Annotated in this window: 14 protein-coding genes; 3 read left to right on the forward strand and 11 right to left on the reverse strand. The window is 66.0% G+C overall.

Annotated elements, in window-relative coordinates; translation table 11 throughout:
• Nucleotides 1-61: 61 nt before the first annotated feature.
• Entirely contained in the window at nucleotides 62-1,072 is a 1,011-nt protein-coding gene (locus ACFJI2_RS13840; protein ID WP_377705543.1) for a ComEC/Rec2 family competence protein, read from the reverse strand.
• 152 nt (nucleotides 1,073-1,224) lie between these two features.
• Between ACFJI2_RS13840 and ACFJI2_RS13845 the strand changes: the two genes are divergently transcribed.
• Nucleotides 1,225-1,542, forward strand: a complete 318-nt coding sequence (locus ACFJI2_RS13845) for a hypothetical protein (protein ID WP_377705544.1) — start codon at nucleotides 1,225-1,227, stop codon at nucleotides 1,540-1,542.
• Nucleotides 1,543-1,561: 19 nt separating this feature from the next.
• On the opposite strand, the gene ACFJI2_RS13850 is transcribed toward ACFJI2_RS13845, so the two are convergent.
• The 4 genes from ACFJI2_RS13850 to ACFJI2_RS13865 are packed head-to-tail and all read right to left on the reverse strand — an operon-like array spanning nucleotide 1,562 to nucleotide 5,598.
• Nucleotides 1,562-2,365: a TatD family hydrolase gene (locus ACFJI2_RS13850; RefSeq protein ID WP_377705546.1), complete on the reverse strand. Its 804-nt coding sequence runs from the start codon at nucleotides 2,363-2,365 to the stop codon at nucleotides 1,562-1,564.
• A 2-nt stretch (nucleotides 2,366-2,367) separates the two neighbouring features.
• Nucleotides 2,368-3,057 carry a lipoprotein-releasing ABC transporter ATP-binding protein LolD gene (lolD, locus tag ACFJI2_RS13855; protein WP_107868608.1) on the reverse strand — a complete coding sequence of 230 codons (690 nt, stop codon included), beginning with the start codon at nucleotides 3,055-3,057 and terminating at the stop codon, nucleotides 2,368-2,370.
• Complete coding sequence (locus ACFJI2_RS13860) at nucleotides 3,050-4,315, reverse strand: lipoprotein-releasing ABC transporter permease subunit (protein WP_107869277.1); 1,266 nt, start codon at nucleotides 4,313-4,315, stop codon at nucleotides 3,050-3,052. The genes lolD and ACFJI2_RS13860 overlap by 8 nt, the downstream gene beginning before the upstream one ends.
• 8 nt (nucleotides 4,316-4,323) lie before the next feature.
• Nucleotides 4,324-5,598, reverse strand: a complete 1,275-nt coding sequence (locus tag ACFJI2_RS13865) for a lipoprotein-releasing ABC transporter permease subunit (RefSeq protein ID WP_377705547.1) — start codon at nucleotides 5,596-5,598, stop codon at nucleotides 4,324-4,326.
• A 122-nt stretch (nucleotides 5,599-5,720) separates the two neighbouring features.
• Here ACFJI2_RS13865 and ACFJI2_RS13870 point away from each other — a divergent pair, with 122 nt between their 5' ends.
• Nucleotides 5,721-6,767 carry a hypothetical protein gene (locus ACFJI2_RS13870; protein ID WP_377705548.1) on the forward strand — a complete coding sequence of 349 codons (1,047 nt, stop codon included), beginning with the start codon at nucleotides 5,721-5,723 and terminating at the stop codon, nucleotides 6,765-6,767.
• Nucleotides 6,764-8,458: a single-stranded-DNA-specific exonuclease RecJ gene (gene recJ, locus ACFJI2_RS13875; protein WP_377705549.1), complete on the forward strand. Its 1,695-nt coding sequence runs from the start codon at nucleotides 6,764-6,766 to the stop codon at nucleotides 8,456-8,458. Before ACFJI2_RS13870 ends, recJ begins: the two co-directional genes overlap by 4 nt.
• A gap of 7 nt (nucleotides 8,459-8,465) precedes the next feature.
• Here recJ and ACFJI2_RS13880 read toward each other — a convergent pair whose 3' ends face one another.
• The 6 genes from ACFJI2_RS13880 to smc all read right to left on the reverse strand — a co-directional run bounded on the left by ACFJI2_RS13880 (nucleotide 8,466) and on the right by smc (nucleotide 19,244).
• Nucleotides 8,466-10,622: an exo-alpha-sialidase gene (locus tag ACFJI2_RS13880; RefSeq protein WP_377705550.1), complete on the reverse strand. Its 2,157-nt coding sequence runs from the start codon at nucleotides 10,620-10,622 to the stop codon at nucleotides 8,466-8,468.
• Nucleotides 10,623-10,766: 144 nt separating this feature from the next.
• Nucleotides 10,767-11,303 carry a peptide deformylase gene (def, locus tag ACFJI2_RS13885; RefSeq protein ID WP_377705551.1) on the reverse strand — a complete coding sequence of 179 codons (537 nt, stop codon included), beginning with the start codon at nucleotides 11,301-11,303 and terminating at the stop codon, nucleotides 10,767-10,769.
• On the reverse strand, nucleotides 11,300-12,199 hold the full coding sequence (galU, locus tag ACFJI2_RS13890; RefSeq protein ID WP_377705552.1) for a UTP--glucose-1-phosphate uridylyltransferase GalU: 900 nt from the start codon (nucleotides 12,197-12,199) through the stop codon (nucleotides 11,300-11,302). The genes def and galU overlap by 4 nt, the downstream gene beginning before the upstream one ends.
• Nucleotides 12,196-14,544 (reverse strand): NAD-dependent DNA ligase LigA, encoded by a 2,349-nt coding sequence (gene ligA / locus ACFJI2_RS13895; RefSeq protein ID WP_377705553.1) that lies wholly within the window; start codon nucleotides 14,542-14,544, stop codon nucleotides 12,196-12,198. The genes galU and ligA overlap by 4 nt, the downstream gene beginning before the upstream one ends.
• 9 nt (nucleotides 14,545-14,553) lie before the next feature.
• Entirely contained in the window at nucleotides 14,554-15,720 is a 1,167-nt protein-coding gene (locus ACFJI2_RS13900; protein WP_377705554.1) for a cell division protein ZipA C-terminal FtsZ-binding domain-containing protein, read from the reverse strand.
• On the reverse strand, nucleotides 15,717-19,244 hold the full coding sequence (gene smc, locus ACFJI2_RS13905; RefSeq protein WP_377705555.1) for a chromosome segregation protein SMC: 3,528 nt from the start codon (nucleotides 19,242-19,244) through the stop codon (nucleotides 15,717-15,719). The genes ACFJI2_RS13900 and smc overlap by 4 nt, the downstream gene beginning before the upstream one ends.
• Between the last annotated feature and the right edge of the window lie 32 nt (nucleotides 19,245-19,276).

Raw genomic sequence — 19,276 nt, forward strand, 5'->3', positions numbered from 1 at the left:
ACTTTCATCTAGCGACAGCGCACTAGATGGATAAGTATCCCAACAAAATCTTCGGCTTCTTTTATAAATCGAGTGTTGCGCAACGTATAAGCCCCGCCGGCACGCCAAAACCGGCCAGCAGCACATAGCACAGCGCCGCCAGCATGCCTGCCAGCGCCGCCACCTTCGGCGCCGGCAGGAGCAGCGGCAACTGCGCGCGTGTGAAGAATGAGCGCCGCCACAGCGCCGACGCTGCCAGCGCGAACAAGCCTGCGATCATGGTGATGTGCAGGCCGGAGATGCTGATCAGATGGCTGATGCCGGTACGGTTGAACACCTGCCAGTCCGACTGCGGTATGCCGCGCTGGTCGCCCACCACCAGCGCCACGATCACGCCCGCGTACTCCTTGCCTTCCAGCGCGCGCAGGATGCGGTCGCGTAGCACTGCCCTGCAGCGTTCCACCACGTTGCCAAAGCTGAGGGCGAACGGCGCCAGGCGCTGGTTGCGGCCGTCCTGCCGCACATAGCCGGTGGCGCGCACGCCCTGCTCCAGCAGCCAGAGTTCGTAATCGAATCCATAGGGATTGGCGTTGCCGTGCGGGCGCTGCAGGCGCACGCTGAGGCGCCAGCGCTGGCCGGGCTGCACGTCGCCGACCGGCGCCGCCTCGCCCCGGTAGCCGGCGTACCAGGACAGCGCGATACGCGGCGGCACCCGCATGGCGCGCAGCTCGACTTGCTCCACGGCGAAGTTGAAGCGCACGCCGCCATCGAAGCGGTTGGGCAAGTTGTCGATCGTGCCGATGAGCGTGACATCACGCCCTTCGTCGACCTTGGCCAGTTCCGGTGACAGCGCGGCCTGCGCCAGCAGCGCTGCCCAGTAGAAGCCGATGGCCGCGCCCGCGCACAGCGCCAGGCCATGCCGCAGCCAACTCGTACGCCGGGTCAGCCGGTGCTGCACACGGGCCAGCGCCACCGCACAGGCCGCCGCACAGGCAACGCTGGCCGCCAGCGCAGCGTGCACATGGGCGGGCAACGCGGCCTGCATCTGCAGCCACGCCGCACCGCCGACAAAACCCAGGATCGCGCATCGCATCCTGAAATTATCGCGGCGCCCCGGGCAGGCCGTACTACGCGCCGTCAAACTTCGTTCAAGCTGAACCGGACGCCACGGAAAATCCGCGCACAATATACTGGTTTTGTGCGCCGCACAAGCCAGTCGGTCCCTTTCATTTACTAAGGAAACCCATGTTTGCTTACTTCCCGAGTTTCACCCCGCCTACCCTGCTTTCCAATCCATTCGCCGGCAATATCTGGGAGCCTGTCTTTTCCGTGTACCAGCGCGCGTTCGAACACACCAATCAGGAATTGTGGGCGAGCTCAGTCCGCATCATCCAGGAGCATGCCGCGCGCGCTTGGATAGACGCATCGCAATCATGCATGACGGCCCTCACTGAAAACGCCGCCGCGATCCAGCAGCGCGCCTTCACAAAACTGGTCGATGCCCAGCAAGAAGCGACTGCAGTCGCCGCCAAGGAAGTAACGGAAGCGATCGTCGGGCACTAAGCCCGTTCGACCGGGCGGTTCAGGCTTCCAGAAGGCTGGACATCCGGGGCAGGATGGCGCGTGCATTGGCACCGGTGGCGATGCGGACCTCGTCCACACTAATGCCGCGCAGCTCGGCCAGTACTTCGCCTATGCGCGGGATCTGCTGCGGCGTATTCACGCCGGGGTGGACCCAGGCCGGTGAAATGTCCGGCGCATCCGTCTCCAGCACGATGGAAGACAGCGGCAGCTCGGCCGCCAGGCGCCGTATCTGCAGGGCGCGCGTGAAGGTCATGTTGCCGCCGAAGCCCAGCTTGAAGCCCACGTCGATATAGCCCTGCGCCTGCTGGAAGCTGCCGTTGAAGGCGTGCGCGATGCCGCCGTTGGGCGTGATCTGGCGGACGTGCTTGAGTACCTGGTCCTGCGACTTGCGCACGTGCGTCAGCACCGGCAGGTTGAAGTCGCGCGCTATCCGCAGCTGTTCGCGCAGAAAGTGCACCTGCTTGTCGCGCATGGCCGGCTCGGCCAGCTCGGGAATGAAGAAGTCCAGCCCGATCTCGCCGATGGCCACGAAACGCGGGTCGTCCATCGATGCTTCGACCCGGGCGCGCAGCGCGGCCAGGTCGTCGTCGGTGGACTTGGGCACGCAAATCGGATGGATGCCCAGCCCGTAGCAGGCGTTCGGGGCCTGCGTGCCCAGTCCCGCCACGACGGCCAGGTTATGCCGGTCGATGGCGGGAATCACAATCATGGCCACGCCCTGCTCTGCCGCCTGGCGCGCCACGTCCAGCGAAGCGCCGCCGTACTCGCGCGCGTCCAGATGGCAGTGCGTGTCTATCCACATGATTACTTCTCCGGGTGCAGACCTTCATCGGTCAGGCGCAGCACGCGGTCGCAGCGGCGCGCCAGTTCGGGGTCGTGCGTCACGATGACGAAAGCCGTGCCCAGGGTACGCGACAGCTCCAGCATCAAATCGAAAATCTGTTCCGCCGTGCTGTGATCCAGGTTGCCGGTCGGTTCGTCGGCCAGCACGCAGGCAGGCTGCGTCACCAGCGCGCGCGCCAGGGCCACGCGCTGGCGCTCGCCGCCCGACAGTTCGCCCGGCACGTGCGTGACGCGCTTGGCCAGGTTCACGCGGGTCAGCACCTTCTGCGCTTCGTCCTGCGCTTGCGAGCGCTTCACGCGCCGTATCATCAGCGGCATGGCCACGTTGTCCAGCGCCGAGAACTCCGGCAGCAGGTGGTGGAACTGGTAGACGAAGCCGAGCGACTGGTTGCGCAGGTCGCCGCGTTCGCGTTCGCCCAGCGTGGCAAAATCCTTGCCCAGCAGGGTGACGCTGCCGGCGCTCGGCGTGTCCAGCCCGCCCAGAAGGTGCAGCAAGGTGGACTTGCCGGAACCGGAGGCGCCGACGATGGCCACCCGCTCGCCGCGCCGCACGTCGATATCGATGCCGTTCAATACCTGCACCGAGTACGAGCCTTGGGTGAAGGTCTTGCCCAGCCCACGGCAGGAAAGGACGATGGATTGGTCATTCATAGCGCAGCGCCTCCGCAGGTTTTACACGGGCGGCCCACCAGCTCGGATAGATGGTGGCCAGGAAGGCCAGCGCCACCGCCACCACGCCGATCTTGGTAACGTCCGGCCAGCGCATGTCCGAAGGCACGGTGCTGATGTAGTAGATATCCTTAGACAAGAACTGCACTCCCAAAGTTGATTCAATAAACGGCACGATCACATCGATATTCAAGGCCACCAGCACGCCGCCGGCCACGCCCAGCGCCGCGCCCATGATGCCCACCAGCGCGCCCTGGATGACGAAGATGCGCATGATGGACTGCGGCGAAGCGCCCAGCGTGCGCAGGATGGCGATGTCGGGCTGCTTGTCCGTCACCGTCATCACCAGCGTGGACACCAGGTTGAACGCGGCCACCGCCACGATCAGCGCCAGGATAATGAACATCATGCGCTTCTCGGTCTGCACCGCCGCGAACCAGTTGGCGTTGAGCTTGGACCAGTCGCGCATCTCCAGCCCGGCGGGCATGATCTTCTTCAGCTCTTCCGCCACCTGCGGCGCGCGGTGCATGTCCGCCAGGCGCAGGCGCAGGCCGGCCGGAGCAGACAGGCGCAGCATCTTTTCAGCGTCCACGATATGGATGAAGGCCAGGCCGCCGTCGAACTCCGCGTGTCCGGCCTGGAAGATGCCGGTGACGGTGAAAGAACGCATGCGCGGCACGATGCCAGCCGGCGTCACCGTGCCCTGGGCCAGCGCCATGGTCACCTTGTCGCCCAGGTTTACCTGCAGCGCGCGCGCCAGGTCGATGCCCAGCACGATATTGAATTCGCCCTGGCGCAGTGCGTTGAAGTCGCCGTACTTGGTGTGCCTGGCCACATCCGACACGTTCGGCTCCTGCTCCGGCAGCACGCCGCGCACGATGGCCGGACGCAGGTTGTCGCCGCCGTGCTGCAGCATGGCCTGTGTCTCCACGAACGGCGCGGCGCCTTTCACCTCCGGGTTGCGGAAGGCGTTTTTGGCCTGCTGCTCCCAGTCCGGCATGCCCTTGCCTTCGGTATCGAACACTTCGATGTGCGCCAGCACGGACAGCATGCGGCCGGTGACTTCCTTCTGGAAGCCGTTCATCACCGACAGCACGATGATCAGCGCCGCCACGCCCAGCGCGATGCCGCCCATGGAGATCAGCGAAATAAAGGAGATGAAGCTGTTGCGCGAACTGCGCTTGCCGGCGCGCGTGTAGCGCAGTCCCACCAGCCATTCGAAAGGTAAATTCTTAAACATGTTCTGGTTCACTCATAGCGCAAGGCTTCGGCCGGCTTCACGCGCGCGGCGCGCCAGCTTGGGTACAGGGTGGCGACGAAGGCCAGCGCCACCGCCGTGGCGGCGATCACGGTCACGTCGTGCCAGCGCAGGTCGGACGGCACCGCGCTGATGAAGTAGATATCCTTGGCCAGGAACTTCATGCCCAGCATGCGCTCGATGGCGGGCACGATCACGTCCACGTTCATGGCCAGCAGCACGCCGCCGGCCACGCCCAGCGCGGTGCCGATGATGCCCACCAGCGCGCCCTGCACCATGAACACGTACATCACCGAGCGCGGCGAGGCGCCCAGCGTGCGCAGGATGGCGATGTCGGCCTGCTTGTCGGTCACCGTCATCACCAGCGTGGCCACCAGGTTGAAGGCCGCCACCGCGATGATCAGCGTGAGGATAATGAACATCATGTTCTTCTGGGTCTGCACGGCGGCGAACCAGTTGGCGTTCTGCGCGGACCAGTCACGCACCAGCAGGTCGCCCGGCACCGACATCTTCAGCTGGTGCGCCACTTCCGGCGCGCGCTGCACGTCCGCCACGCGCAGGCGCAGCGCGAACGGCAGGTCCAGGTGCAGCAGTTCCATGCCGTCGCCCAGGTGGACATAGGCCAGCCCGGAATCGAATTCATTGTGGCCGGCCTCGAAAATGCCGGTGACGGTGAAGTAGCGCATGGCCGGCGTGCCGCCGCTCATCATGTCCTGGCCGCGCTGGGCCAGCGCCATGGCGACCTTGCCGCCCACTTCCACGTCCAGCGCCTTAGCCAGGCCCACGCCCAGCACAATATTGAAGGAGCCGGGCTGCAGCGCGTCGAAGCTGCCCTGCTTGAACTCCTTGTGCACGTCCGACACCGTGGCCTCGGCCTTGGGCAGGATGCCGCGCACGATGGCGGGCCGCAGCTTGTCGCTGCCGTGGATCAGCATGGCCTGGGTTTCGACGAAGGGCGCGGCGCCGCGCACTTCCGGGTTCTTGAACGCTTCCTGCGCCGTGGCTTTCCAGTCCTGCAAGCCGCCGCCGCGCAAGTCGTACATCTCGATGTGGCCCAGCACGGACACCATGCGCTCGGTCACTTCCTTCTGGAAGCCGTTGTACACCGACAGCACCACGATCAGCGCCGCCACGCCCAGGCCGATGCCCGCCATGGAGATTGCCGAGATAAAGGATATAAAACTGTTACGCCCGCTGCGCTTGCCCGCGCGCGTGTAGCGCAGGCCGACCAGCCATTCGAAAGGCAGATTCTTGATGATGCTCATGGGCCTTGTGAAAGTTGAATTACGTTCCGAGCCCGAAGTGTGCCATACAAATCACATTTCGTGAGTGAAACACCGCACCATGCCCGCAAGCTGGGGGCGGCGGGCTGATACAATCGCGGGTTATGAATCAGCTTACCCTCGTCCTGCCCTTCGCCCTCACCCCGTCCGAACTCGCCGCCGACCTGGCCCGCGCCCTGCAAGTGCCGTCGCTGGGGATGTTGCTCGAGCGCAATAGCTCGCACCGCGTCACGGAGGAGGATGGCGGCAACCGCCTGCTGCCGCATGAATCCTGGCTGTCGCGCGCACTCACCGCCGGCGCCTCCGACACCGCGCCGTTCGCGCCCGCCATGATGCAGGCGCTGGGCGTGCCGCAGCAGGAGGGCTACTGGTTCGCCGTGCAGCCGGTGCACCTGCAGCTTACCCGCACCCACATGGTGCTGGGCGACCCGCGTTCGCTAAACCTCAACGAGGCCGATTCGCGCGCGCTGTTCGACCTGGTCAAGCCCTACTTCGACGAAGTGGGCAAGCCGCTGCTCCACGCCGCGCCGGACATGTGGTTCATGCGCGCGGACGACTGGAGCGGCTTGCGCACCGCCTCGCCGGATGCGGCCGTGAACGACAACCTGGCCGACTGGATGCCCGAAGGCGACGCCAAGCGCGCCTTCCGCAAGCTGCAGAATGAAGTGCAGATGCTGTGGCACGAACACCCGATCAACGAGGCCCGCCAGCAGCGCGGCCTGCAGCCGGTGAACTCGTTCTGGCTGTGGGCCGGCGCACCGGCCGTCCAGGGCGCGGCAGCTGCCGGCGGATACGGCGCGGCCGGCACGCTGGCCGTGGCCAACTGCCCCGCCTGGCTCACGCTGCTGGCCGATCCCGCCCTGCGCGCCGCCACGGCCGAACAAGTCCTTGCGCTGCCGGGCGACGCCACCGTCGTGCTGGGCGAACTGATCCCGGTCGGCAAGGCGGGCGACTGGTCGCCCTGGCTGGCCCACATGCAGCAGATCGAGCAGCAATGGTTCGCGACCCTGCTGGCGGCACTGAAATCCGGCCAGCTGGGCAGCCTGAAGCTGGTCTTCAGCAGCCACCTGAAGCTGGCCGAATTCACCATCACCAAGGGTTCATTGCGCAAGTTCTGGCGCAAGCCCGCCCTCACGAAGTTGACCCCATGACCCGTATCGCCACCCGCCCCTGTCCCTTCCGCACTTCGGAACTGCTGCGCCAGGGCGGCATCCACCCCGTGCTGGCCCGCCTGTACGCCGCGCGCGGCCTGACCGACCCGAAAGAGCTGTCCAGCGAACTGGCCGCGCTGATCGCGCCCTCCGGCCTGCTGCACATCGACGCCGCAGCCGTCTTCCTGGCCGACTCCATTGCCGCGCAAAAGCGCATGGTCATCGTGGCCGACTACGACTGCGACGGCGCCACCGCCTGCGCGGTCGCGCTGCGCGGCCTGCGCGCCATGGGCGCCAATGTGGACTTCATCGTACCCAACCGCTTCGAGTACGGCTACGGCCTCACATCCGAAATCGTGGCGCTGACCGCGCGCGAAAAGCAGCCGGACATCATCATCACCGTGGACAACGGCATCGCCAGCATCGACGGCGTGGCGGAAGCGAACCGGCGCGGCATCGAAGTTGTCGTCACCGACCACCACTTGCCGGCCGACGTGCTGCCGGATGCGCGCGTCATCGTCAACCCCAACCAGCCGGCCTGCGGCTTCCCCAGCAAGAACCTGGCGGGCGTGGGCGTGGTGTTCTATGTGCTGCTCGCGCTGCGCGCCGAACTGCGCCGCCGCGGCGTGTTCGATGCCGCCACCCAGCCCAAGCTGGACAACCTGCTGGACCTGGTGGCGCTGGGCACCGTGGCCGACGTGGTCAAGCTGGACCCGAACAACCGCATCCTGGTGGCGCAAGGCTTGAAGCGCATGCGCGCCGGCCGCATGCATCCCGGCGTGGCCGCGCTGTTCCGCGTGGCAGGCCGCCAGGCCCGCACCGCCACCCCGTTCGACCTGGGCTTCGCGCTCGGCCCGCGCCTGAACGCTGCCGGACGGCTGGAGGATATGTCGCTCGGCATCGAATGCCTGCTCACGGACGACGAAGACCGCGCCTGGCAACTGGCGCAGCAGCTCAACGAAATCAACCTGAAGCGCCGCGAGATCGAAGCCGAGATGCAGGACGCCGCCTTGCTGCACCTGGACCGCTTCGAGCCGGCAGCCAGCAGCACCATCAGCGTGTTCGACGAAAGCTGGCACCAGGGCGTGATCGGCATCGTGGCCTCGCGCCTGAAAGAAAAGTTCTTCCGCCCGACCATCACCTTCGCCCCTGCGGGCGACGGCTGGATCAAGGGTTCCGGCCGCTCCATCCCCGGCTTCCACATGCGCGACGCGCTGGACCTGGTCTCGAAGCGCGCGCCCAGCCTGATCGACAAGTTCGGCGGCCACGCCATGGCGGCCGGCCTGAGCCTGCGCGCCGAAGCGTTCGGCGCCTTCCAGGAAGCTTTCGAAGCGGTCGGCCGCGCATGGCTGACGGAACAGCAGCTCGAACGCGTGATCGAAACCGACGGCCCGCTGGAAGACGCCTACTACACCACCCAGTTCATCGAGCTGATGGACGGCCAGGTCTGGGGCCAGGGCTTCGCGCCGCCCGTGTTCTGCGATGAATTCCGCGTGGTGAGCCAGCGCATCCTGAAAGAGCGCCACCTCAAGCTGCTGCTGGAGAAAAACGGCGCCCGCTACGACGCCATCTGGTTCGGCCACACCGACTCCATCGGCGACCGCGCCCGCGTCGCTTTCAGGCTGGACGCCAACGAATACAACGGCACCACCAAGGTGCAATTGATGGTGGAGCACGCCGAACCGGCTTGATCCCGCCTTACGGCCTGCCGACCACGATGCCCCTGCCCGGCGTGCTCATATAGACCACGCCGAAGGTATTCATGTCGCCAACGACGAAGCCGCCATTGCCCGGCCCGCCGTACTGGTGCGCATTGTCGTTCACGCGCGTCCACGTCTGCCCCGTGTCGGTCGAGCGGAACAGGCCGCGCACGCCGCCCACCGTGCCCCAGATGAAGACTGTCGGATAGCTTGCGCCCGGCGCCGCTTTGCCGAAGCCGACTGCCGCGCAGTAGCTGACATTCGGGATCGCGCTGAACTGCCAGCCGGAGCTGGTGGTGCGCAGCAGGCCGCCGCCGTTCATCGGCACCCAGATATCGCCTTCGCGGCCGGGCGCCGCGCGGATCAGGGCGCCGCCGTCCTTGGCCAGCGTGCTGAACTTCCAGAACGTCGCGCCGCTGTCCGTGCTGATCATGAAGCTGCCGTCGATGGAATTGTGCACGTAGAACTTGCTGGTATTGACCGGATCGGCGAGCGGGCGCGCGTTGCTCACACTGAGTCCGTTGACGGCCGACCAGCTAGCGCCCATATTGACCGAACGGTATGTGATGGCGGAGTTTTCCGGGCTATGCAGCAGCACGGCGCCGCTGGCAGACAAGGCGACCTGTCCCTTGGTGCCGTTCATCGCAACCTGGGACCAGTTGGTGCCGCCGTTGGCGGAGGTGTACATGGCGGCCCCCACGCGCACCACCGTGCTGGTGCTGGCGTCCGCCACCGCCAGGCCGGTGGTCGTGCCCATCGGCGGCGAGTACATGGGATTGCTGTAGGTGCTGGTGTTGTAGTGCTGGAAGCCGTCGACGTCGCCCAGCGCCGACAGCAGCGGGCCGCCCGGAATGCTGTAGATATTCAGCGGCACCGTCTCTTCCAGGCCTTTGGTGTTGAAGCTCCAGGTGGCCGGCGTGGCATCGATGTCGCCGGTTTTAAAAATGCCATTGCCAGAGGTGACCCACACGGCCTTGGTGTTGAACGGGTCGAACGTCACCGTGCCGGCCCAGTGGATACCGTGGTTGGCAATCCAGTTGACGCCGGCGGTGTCCTTGACGAAGCCGCGCGCGATCACGTCGGTCCAGCTGGCGCCGCCGTTGGTGGAAATGTAGATGCGGTCGCCTTGCGAATTCCCCTGCGGCAGATACACATTGCAGGTCGAGGCGATCAGGCGCTGGGCATTGGACGGATCGACGCTGATGCCGCTGAAGGCGCTGCTCACGCCGGCGGGCGTCACGTTGCTCCAGGCGCCGTTGGCGATGGTGTACTTCCAGATCTGCCCGCTGGTCATCGGCTCGGTTCCCGAACTGTTCCCGTGCGGCCCTGCGCCGTTGGCATAGGTGATGTACAGGTTGCCCGCGCCATCGAAGGCGGCGCGCTGCGGCATCAGGCCCGACGGGCTGCCGGACACGGCGGAAAACGAGGCGCCGGCATTGTCGCTGCGATAGAAGTTCGCTCCTGCCGAACCGTAGCGCGACACGCCGACGAACAGGCGCTGCGCCACGCCGCCCGCAACGCTGGACGGATCGGCCATGACGACGCTGATGCCGTTCTGGTTCGGCGTCGTCGTCACGTTCAGCGACGTCACCTGCGACCAGGCCGCGCCCGAGTCGGTGCTCTTGAACAGGCCGTTCGCGCGGGTGCCAACATACAGCACATTGCTGGAACCCGGGTCCACCACGAGGCGCTCGCCGTTCTGGCGGCCCATGCCGTTGCCGTGCGCCTTGAACTGGCTGGACACGTCGGTGATGGAAAAGGTCGCGCCGTAATCGTTCGAGCGCAGGATGGCGCTCTTGCTGCCGGACCAGTAATTGAGGCCTACGTACATGTACACATTGGCCGCGTTCCTGGGATCGACCGCCAGCGCTTCCACGCCTTGATAGCTGTTCAAGTCATCCGACACCCAGTCCAGCAAGGGCACCCAGCGGGCGTTCGCGTTGTCCCACCGGTATGCGCCGCCGACGTCGGTGCGCGCATACACCACGCCGGGGATCTTGGTGGGAATAACGGCCGATACGAAGCCGCCGCCGCCCATGGCGACGTTGTCCCAGGTGTAGGCGGCGGCGGGCTGCTGCACCACCATTGCCATCACGCAGAACGCGGCGGCCGCCCACGGCGCTGCCCTGCGAAGAACTGCTGTTGTCCACATCATGTGAGTAATCCCCTGATGAATTGTTGTACCTGCGTACGACGAAACATATACCAAACAAATCAGGGGGTGAGGCAGAACGGCGAAATCTGAGCTAAATCATTGCGCCCGCTGGTGATTTGCATAATCGCCAGCGCCCGCCGAAGCTCAGTCGTCGTCGTTCGGATCGAGGTCGGGGAACATGACGGCGGTGTAGCCGAACTTGCTGAAGTCGGTGATGCGCATCGGGTACAGGATGCCGTGCAGGTGGTCCACTTCATGCTGCACCACGCGCGCGTGGAAGCCGTCGGCGTCGCGCACGATGGGCTGGCCGTACTGATCCACGCCTTCGTAGTGCAGCTTCTTGTAGCGCGGCACGCTGCCGCGCAGGCCGGGCACGGACAGGCAGCCTTCGAAGCCCTCTTCCTTCTCCTGCGTGATCGGCGTGAGCACGGGATTGATCAGCACCGTCTCGGGCACCTGCGGCGCGTCCGGGTAGCGCGCATTGTTCTTGAAGCCATAGATCACCAGCTGCAGGTTCACGCCGATCTGCGGCGCGGCCAGGCCGGCGCCATTGGCAGCGTGCATGGTGTCGAACATGTCGGCAATCAGCGCGTGCAGCTCGGGCGTATCGAACTCGCGCACCGGCTCGGCCACGCGCAGCAGGCGCGGGTCGCCCATCTTGAGGATTTCACGTACCGTCATTTTGCCCCCTGTTCCAATTCCAGTTGCAGTGCCTGTAGATACTTGCGGAATTCAGTGCCCATCTCTGGATGCTTCAGGCCCATCGCCGTCGTCGCTTTCAGGTAGCCCAGCTTGGAGCCGCAGTCGTAGCGGGTGCCGTCGTAGCGGTAGGCCAGCACGCGCTCCTGCTTCATCAGCGCGGCGATGCCGTCGGTGAGCTGGATTTCGCCACCGGTGCCCGCTCCCAGGTGCTCAAGGTGGTCGAAGATGCGGCCGGACAGCACGTAGCGCCCCACCACGGCCAGCGTGGATGGCGCCTCTTCCGGCTTCGGTTTCTCGACAATGCCGGACACCAGTTCCAGCCTGCTCTGGTAGGGCGACGCGCTGACGATGCCGTACTGGCGCGTGTTCTCGCGCGGCACGTCCTGCACCGCCAGCACGCTGGCGCGCTCGTAGGAGTACACTTCGGTCATCTGCGCCAGCACCGGGCGGGCGCCGTTGTCGGTGTCCATGAAGTCGTCCGCCAGCAGCACGGCGAACGGCTCGTCGCCCACCACCGGGCGCGCGCACAGCACCGCGTGGCCCAGGCCCAGCGGCTCGGACTGGCGGATGAAGATGCAGTTGATGTGCTTGGGGATGATGTTGCGCACCTGCTCCAGCAATGCAGTCTTCTGCGCCGCTTCCAGCTCGGCTTCCAGCTCGTAGGCTTTGTCGAAGTGGTCTTCAATGGCGCGCTTGTTGCGGCCGGTGATGAAGATCATGTCCGTGATGCCGGCCGCAACCGCCTCTTCCACCGCGTACTGGATCAGCGGCTTGTCGACGATGGGCAGCATCTCTTTCGGCTGCGCCTTGGTGGCGGGCAGAAAACGGCTGCCCAGGCCTGCCACGGGAAATACGGCTTTGCGGATTTGTGTCATTTATTGTTCTCCAGCAGGGCCAGCAGGCCCGCTTCGTCCAGGATGGGAATCTCGAGTTCTTCCGCCTTGGCCAGCTTGCTGCCGGCCTCCGCGCCTGCCACCACGTAACCGGTCTTCTTCGACACGGAACCGACCACCTTACCGCCCGCCGCCTCAATCATGGCGCCGGCCTGGTCGCGGCTCAGGTTGGGCAGCGTGCCTGTCAGCACAAAGGTCTTGCCGCTGAGCGCCCCCGCCACTTCCACCGCTTCGGGCAGTTGCGCCAGCAGGTCCTTGCGCAGCGCGTCCAGCGCCAGCAGCTGTTCGCGGTTGCCCGGCTGCGCCATCCATTCTTCCAGCGACGCCGCAACGGCGGCGGGCAGGCCAAACACGGTAAACACGCCCAGGTGCGCCAGCACTTCCAGCGTCACCTCCTGCTCCACCAGCTGCTTGCAGCGCGGCTCGGTGAGCTTGGGGATGTCGAGAGCGGCCATCAGCTTGACGGTGTCCAGCTTCTCGCGCAGCCTGGCGCTGGGCGCGTGTTCGCCTTGCGGCGTAACGCCGGCGCCCAGCAGCGCGTCGATGGCTTCCTGGTTCTTCGGCTCGGCGAAGAAGTCGGCAATGGCTTCGGCCACGGTGCCGCCGATGTCGGGCAGCACGCGCAGCAGCGCTACCGGCGCGCGGCGGATCAGGTCGAAGCGGCCCAGCCATTCGGCCAGCGTCTTGCCGGTCGATTCGCCCACGTGGCGGATGCCGAGCGCGAACAGCAGCCGCTCCAGCGGCGGATTCTTGCTGGCGGCGATGGCTTCCAGCAGGTTGTCCGCCCACTTGGTGGCGATCTTGCCTTGCTGGACGGTCTCCGGCGTGGTGCCATCCCGTTCATCTGCCAGGCGCTTCATTTTCAGCAGGTCGTCCAGCGTCAACTTGTACAGGTCGGCCACCCGCGTCACCAGGTCGCATTCGACCAGGTTGTCGATATAGCGGTCGCCCAAGCCTTCGATATCCATCATGCGGCGGCCGGAGAAGTGGCGGATGGCTTCCTTGCGCTGCGCGCGGCAGAACAGGCCCCCGGAGCAGCGCGCAATCGCCTCGCCCTCCTCGCGCACCACGTGCGAGCCGCACACCGGGCACACCTTCGGCAGCACGTAGCGCGGCGGCTCCGGCTGCGGGCGCTTTTCCAGCACCACGGCCAGCACTTCGGGAATCACGTCGCCCGCGCGGCGCACGATGACGGTGTCGCCCACGCGCACGTCCTTGCGCTGCACTTCGCCTTCATTGTGCAGCGTGGCGTTGGTGACGTTCACGCCGCCCACGAACACCGGCTCCAGGCGCGCCACCGGCGTGATGGCGCCGGTGCGGCCCACCTGCACTTCGATGTCGTGCACGATGGTGGTCGCTTCCTCGGCCGGGAACTTGTGGGCAATGGCGAAGCGCGGCGCGCGCGACACGAAACCCAGCTGCCGCTGGTCGGACAGCTTGTTGGCCTTGTAGACCACGCCGTCGATCTCGTACGGCATGTCCGGGCGCGCCTTGCCGATGGCGGCGTAGTAGTCCAGCAGCCCTTGCGCGCCGCGCACCACGGCGCGCTCCCTGGCCACCGGCAGGCCGAGCGCGTGATACCACTCCAGCAGCGCCGAGTGCGATTCCGGCATCTCCGCGCCTTCCAGCGCGCCGATGCCGTAGGCGAAGAAGCTCAGCGCGCGCTGCGCGGTGATGCGCGAGTCGAGCTGGCGCAGGCTGCCCGCCGCGGCGTTGCGCGGATTGACGAACTCCTTCTGGCCCGCTTCGCGCTGGCGTTCATTCATCTTGGCGAAGTCGCGCTTGTACATCAGCACCTCGCCGCGCACGTCCAGCAGCGTGGGCACCTTGTCGCCGTGCAGGCGCAGCGGAATGCCCTTGATGGTGCGGATATTGGCGGTGACGTCCTCGCCCGTGTAGCCGTCGCCACGGGTGGCGGCCTGCACGAACAGGCCGTTCTCGTAGCGCAGGTTGATGGCCAGGCCGTCGAACTTCACTTCAACGGCGTATTCCACCTGCAGCACGTCCAGGCCTTCGCGCACGCGGCGGTCGAAGTTCTCCACGTCTTCCGCGCTGAAGCCGTTGTTCAGCGACAGCATGGGCACCGTGTGCGTCACCTGCGCGAACTGCGGCAGCGGCGCCGCGCCCACGCGCAGGGTGGGCGAGTCCGGCTTCTGCAGTTCGGGGTGCTCCACTTCCAGCTTTTGCAGCTCCAGGTAGAGCTGGTCGTACTCGGCGTCCGGGATGGTGGGCGCATCGAGCACGTGGTAGGCGTGCAGATGGCGGTTCAGTTCGGCCGTCAGCCAGGCCGCGCGTTCAACCTTGGCCTGGTATTCCTTGTCACTCATTGCGCACCCTTAGCAGAACAGGCGCAGCGCGCGGGTGGAGCCGGCTGGAATGTCGGACGATTCCATGTCGGCGTAGAAGTCGCGCACCTGGCCGGCGATTTCAGCCAGGGCTTCGTCGGACAGCGGCTGGCTGTAGTCGTCCACGATGGTGCCGTCCAGGCGGCCGGCCAGCGACTTGGCGCAGGCGATCATGGCGCCGAAGCCGTCGCGCGCGGGCGCCACGCAGGGCACGTCGAGCAGCAGCGTCAGGCGCGGCGTGGTTTCCTCGGCCAGCGTGACGTTGGTCGACAGCGAGAACAGGTGGCCGCCTTCGCCGTCCGGCATCACGTAGCGGCCGTCCGGACGCACGTCGAAGCCCTGCTTTTCCAGCGCGCCCAGCAAGGTGCTGATGGCCCACGGGGCGCCGTTGGTGTGCAGGTTCACGCCCAGCTGGGCGTCATGGCTGGAGACGAAACGGTGCAGCGTTTTCGCTTCGGCCATCACTTCCATCATGTCCGGGATGGCCGGTTCGGCGCCGATCTCGTCGGCCACGGCGCGCAGGCGCGTCACCAGTTCCGAGTATTCCAGTTCGTTCAGCGCGGTGCTGCGGCTGGCCAGCTGCACGCCGCCCTGCAGTTCGGTGTAGACGCCGCCGTGGACGATGGGTTCCCAGTCGCCGCTGACAGCCAGGCCGATATAGTGCACCGGCTTGTTGCCGACCAGGCGCAGCTTTTGCAGCACCGGCAGGATCTTGTCGCCGCGCACCGGCGCTTCCAGCGCCAGCGGCAGCAGGCAGTCGATCAGCGGGTCCACCAGCGCCGTGGCCTGCTCGGCGGCCGGCGTGAGCGTGCCGGCTTCGTGCGCAGTGGGCGCGTAGGCTTCGCCGCCGGCGTCGCTGCCGGCGCCTGCCGCCGCACCGGTGCCGCTTGCGGCGGCGCTGTCGCCGCCGTCGTAGCTGTGGGCGCGTGCCGATGGCGCGGCGGCGGTCGTGGCCGCGTCGTCGTCCAGCGAGAAGCTGGGCTCATGGCGCGGCACCCCCGGCTCGCCGTCTGGACGCATCAAGACGTCGTCATGGTCGGACGAAAAAGCCCGCTCCACGGTTTTCTTGGCTTTGTACTCCTGCCATTTGTTGTACGAGAATACGCCGACGATAAAGACGCCGCCGGCTGCGATCAAACTCATTTGAAGGTCTGTCATGCTGCTTGTGCCTCGGAAGCGAAGTTGGCGGCGGCTTCCATATCCACCGCCACGATGCGCGATACGCCCTGCTCTTGCATCGTCACACCGATCAGTTGATTGGCCATCTCCATCGCAATCTTGTTGTGCGAAATGAAGAGGAATTGGGTCTGTTCGGACATCCGTTTCACCATGCGGCAGAAACGTTCCGTATTGGCGTCGTCCAGCGGAGCATCGACCTCGTCGAGCAGGCAGAACGGCGCCGGGTTCAGGCGGAACATGGAGAACACCAGCGCGGTGGCCGTCAGCGCTTTCTCGCCGCCGGACAGCAGGTGGATGGTGGCGTTCTTCTTGCCCGGCGGCTGGGCCATGACCTGCACGCCGGAGTCCAGGATTTCGTCACCGGTCATGATCAGCTTGGCCTGGCCGCCGCCGAACAGGATGGGGAACAGTTCGGAGAAGTGGCCGTTCACCCGGTCGAAGGTGTCCTGCAGCAGGTCGCGGGTCTCCTTGTCGATGCGGGCGATGGCGTCCTCCAGCGTGTTGATCGCTTCCGTCAAATCCGCGTTCTGCGAATCGAGGAAGTTCTTGCGCTCGGAAGCCTGCGCCAGCTCGTCCAGCGCGGCCAGGTTCACCGCGCCCAGCATGGAGATGGCGTTGGTCAGGCGCGTCACCTCACCCTGCAGGTAGGACGGTTTCATGTCCGGGTTCAGCTTCTCCGTCAGCGCGGCCTCGTCGGCGCCCGCTTCGGCCAGCTGCGCGGCGAACTGCTCCTGGTTCAGGCGCGCGGCCTGCTCCTTGAGCTGCATCTCCATGATCTTGTCGCGCTGCGGCTGCAGGCTGCGTTCGTTATTCATGCGCGCGTCTTCGAAGGCGCGCAGCTGCTGCGTGATCTGGTCCAGCTCATGGCGCGCATCGGACAGCGCGCGCTCCTGCTGCGTGCGGCGGTCCAGCAGCTCCTGCAAGCCCTCGTTGGCGGTGCCCGCTTCCAGGCTTGCCAGCTCGCGCTGGCCAGCCAGCAGGCTGTCGGCCACTTGCGCCGCCTGCGTGGTGGCGGTGGCGATGCTGCGCCGCAGTTCGTCGATCTTGCTGCGCTGGGACTTCTCGGCGAATTCGGCTTCCTGCGCCGCGCGTTCCAGGTCGCGCAGGGCCTGGCGCGCGTCGGCCAGTTTCTGTTCCTTCTCCATGAAGACGGTCTGGCCATCCTCATGCTCGCCCTGCAGGTTGCCGAGTTCCATATCGAGCTGCTCGAACTTTTCCTCGGACTCCATCTTGGCCTGCATCTGCTCCGATTCCTGCGCCGCGATTTCAGCCAGGTCGGCCTCGATCTGCGTGCTGCGCTGGTTGAAGCGCGCCTCGATCTCGGACAGCTTGACCACGTCGATCTGCAGCGCGTGCACCGACTGTTGCAGCTGCTGCACCTTCTGCCGAACCTCGGCCAGGTTGCGCGCGTGCGCAGCCACGGCGGCGTCCGCGCGCACCGAGCGGACGCGCGCCTCGTCGGCCAGTATGGTCTGGGCGCGCAGCTGCTTGGTGATGTTGTCGATCTCCTGCTGGCGCGCCAGCATGCCGTCCTGCTCCGCGTCGGCGGCATAGAAACGCACGCTGGACTGGGTGATGACGTGGCCTTGCGCGGTAACGAACATGCCGCCCGCCGGGAGCGCGGCGCGGGCCTTGAAAGCGGCGTCCGCGTCGGCGGCGATGAAGACGTTGTGCAGCCAGTCCTGCAGCACCGCACGCAGGCCGGGATCGTTCAGTTTCAGCAGCGAGATGAAAGGCTTCAGGCCGTTCTGCTCCTGCGGCATGGCGGGCGCCGAGGCGCCCGGCGCGAACAGCGCCAGCTTGGCCGGCGGCGCGTCGCTGAAGAAGTGCTTGGCCCATTCGATGTTGGACACTTGCAGCGCCGAAGTGCGCTCGCGCAGGATGGCTTCCATCGCCGTCTCCCAGCCCGCCTCGATCTGCAGCTTCTGCCACAGGCGCGGCAGCGCGTCCAGCTCGTGCTTCTGCAGCCACGGCGTCACCTTGCCCTGCGTCTGCACGCGCTCCTGCAGCTGGCGCAGCGCATTCAGGCGCGCTTCCAGCTGCGCGTTCGCGGCCGCTTCGGCATTCACCTGGAGCTGCGCGTCCTGGCGCTCGGCTTCCAGCTTGGGCTGCTGCTCCAGCGCTTCCTCGAGATGGTAAGTTTGCTCTTCCAGCGCTTGCTGCTTTTCCTCCAGCTGCATCTTCAGGTTCGACAGGTGCGCCGAATCCGGCAGGCTGAGGCCATTCTTTTCCTGCTGCAGGCGCTCGCGCCGCACGGCCAGGCCGTTCAGGATATTGCTGGCGTTGCGCTGGTGCGCCGATTCCAGTTCCAGCTGCTGCTGCGCCTGCATGATGCGGGCGCGCGATTCGCTGCTCTTGTCCTGCGCGGCGCGCCACGCCGCTTCCAGCACCGGCAGCGACTCGGCCTTCTGCTCGGCCATCATGCGCGCCTGCTCCACCTTGGCCGCCAGCTCTTCCAGGTTGAATTCCGCTTCCTCGATCTGTTCGCTGAATTCGGCCGCCTGGTTCTGCCACTGGTCGCGCTGCGCGGTCAGCGTGCCGAGCTGGTTCTGCAGGCGCGTGCGCGACTCCACCACGAACTTGATCTGCGCCTCCAGGCTGCCGATTTCCGAGTTGGTCTGGTACAGGTGGCCTTGCGCCGTATGCAGGCGGTCGCCGACGGCGAAGTGCGACTGGCGCATCTGCTCCAGCGTCAGCTCCACGTTGCGCAGCTTGGCGGTCTGCTCTTCAAGGTCGGTCTGGGCCTGCTCCACTTCGCGGAAGTACTTGGCCTGCTCGGCCTGCGCCTCGTTCTTGCGCAGCAGCCAGAGCAGCTTCTGCTTCTCGTCCTGGTCGGCCTGCAGCTGGTGGAAGCGGTGCGCCACGGCGGCCTGCGCTTCCAGCTTTTCCAGGTTCGCGTTCAGTTCGCGCAGGATGTCTTCCACCCGCAGCAGGTTCTCGCGCGTGTCATGCAGGCGGTTCTCGGTCTCGCGGCGGCGCTCCTTGTACTTCGACACACCGGCCGCCTCTTCCAGGAACACGCGCAGCTCTTCCGGGCGCGACTCGATGATGCGCGAGATCATGCCCTGGCCGATGATGGCATAGGCGCGCGGACCGAGGCCGGTGCCGAGGAAGATGTCCTGGATGTCGCGCCGGCGCACCGGCTGGCCGTTGATGTAGTAGGTGGACGTGCCGTCGCGCGTCAGCGTGCGCTTGACGGCGATCTCGGCGTACTGGCCCCACTGGCCGGACGCCTTGCCGTCGTTATTGTCGAACACCAGCTCCACCGAGGCGCGGCCGGCCGGCTTGCGGTTGGTGGACCCGTTGAAAATCACGTCCTGCATGGACTCGCCGCGCAGCTCCGACGCTTTCGATTCGCCCAGCACCCATCGCACGGCATCGATAATGTTCGATTTGCCGCAACCGTTGGGACCTACCACGCCCACCAGTTGACCGGGCACCTGGAAATTGGTGGGATCGACAAACGACTTAAATCCCGACAATTTAATGGAAGATAGACGCACGTTTTAGGACGATTTGAATTGCCACAATGAAA

This window comes from Pseudoduganella sp. UC29_71 (assembly GCF_042693265.1).
Taxonomy (GTDB): Bacteria; Pseudomonadota; Gammaproteobacteria; order Burkholderiales; family Burkholderiaceae_D; genus Rugamonas.

Excerpts from the sequence above, each read along its gene's own strand:
- ligA (WP_377705553.1), bottom strand. The coding sequence starts at position 14,544 with ATGAGTGACAAGGAATACCAGGCCAAGGTTGAACGCGCGGCCTGGCTG.
- ACFJI2_RS13870 (WP_377705548.1), top strand. The coding sequence starts at position 5,721 with ATGAATCAGCTTACCCTCGTCCTGCCCTTCGCCCTCACCCCGTCCGAA.
- ACFJI2_RS13850 (WP_377705546.1), bottom strand. The coding sequence starts at position 2,365 with ATGTGGATAGACACGCACTGCCATCTGGACGCGCGCGAGTACGGCGGC.
- recJ (WP_377705549.1), top strand. The coding sequence starts at position 6,764 with ATGACCCGTATCGCCACCCGCCCCTGTCCCTTCCGCACTTCGGAACTG.
- ACFJI2_RS13860 (WP_107869277.1), bottom strand. The coding sequence starts at position 4,315 with ATGTTTAAGAATTTACCTTTCGAATGGCTGGTGGGACTGCGCTACACG.
- def (WP_377705551.1), bottom strand. The coding sequence starts at position 11,303 with ATGACGGTACGTGAAATCCTCAAGATGGGCGACCCGCGCCTGCTGCGC.
- ACFJI2_RS13880 (WP_377705550.1), bottom strand. The coding sequence starts at position 10,622 with ATGATGTGGACAACAGCAGTTCTTCGCAGGGCAGCGCCGTGGGCGGCC.
- ACFJI2_RS13840 (WP_377705543.1), bottom strand. The coding sequence starts at position 1,072 with ATGCGATGCGCGATCCTGGGTTTTGTCGGCGGTGCGGCGTGGCTGCAG.
- ACFJI2_RS13900 (WP_377705554.1), bottom strand. The coding sequence starts at position 15,720 with ATGACAGACCTTCAAATGAGTTTGATCGCAGCCGGCGGCGTCTTTATC.
- galU (WP_377705552.1), bottom strand. The coding sequence starts at position 12,199 with ATGACACAAATCCGCAAAGCCGTATTTCCCGTGGCAGGCCTGGGCAGC.
- ACFJI2_RS13865 (WP_377705547.1), bottom strand. The coding sequence starts at position 5,598 with ATGAGCATCATCAAGAATCTGCCTTTCGAATGGCTGGTCGGCCTGCGC.
- ACFJI2_RS13845 (WP_377705544.1), top strand. The coding sequence starts at position 1,225 with ATGTTTGCTTACTTCCCGAGTTTCACCCCGCCTACCCTGCTTTCCAAT.
- lolD (WP_107868608.1), bottom strand. The coding sequence starts at position 3,057 with ATGAATGACCAATCCATCGTCCTTTCCTGCCGTGGGCTGGGCAAGACC.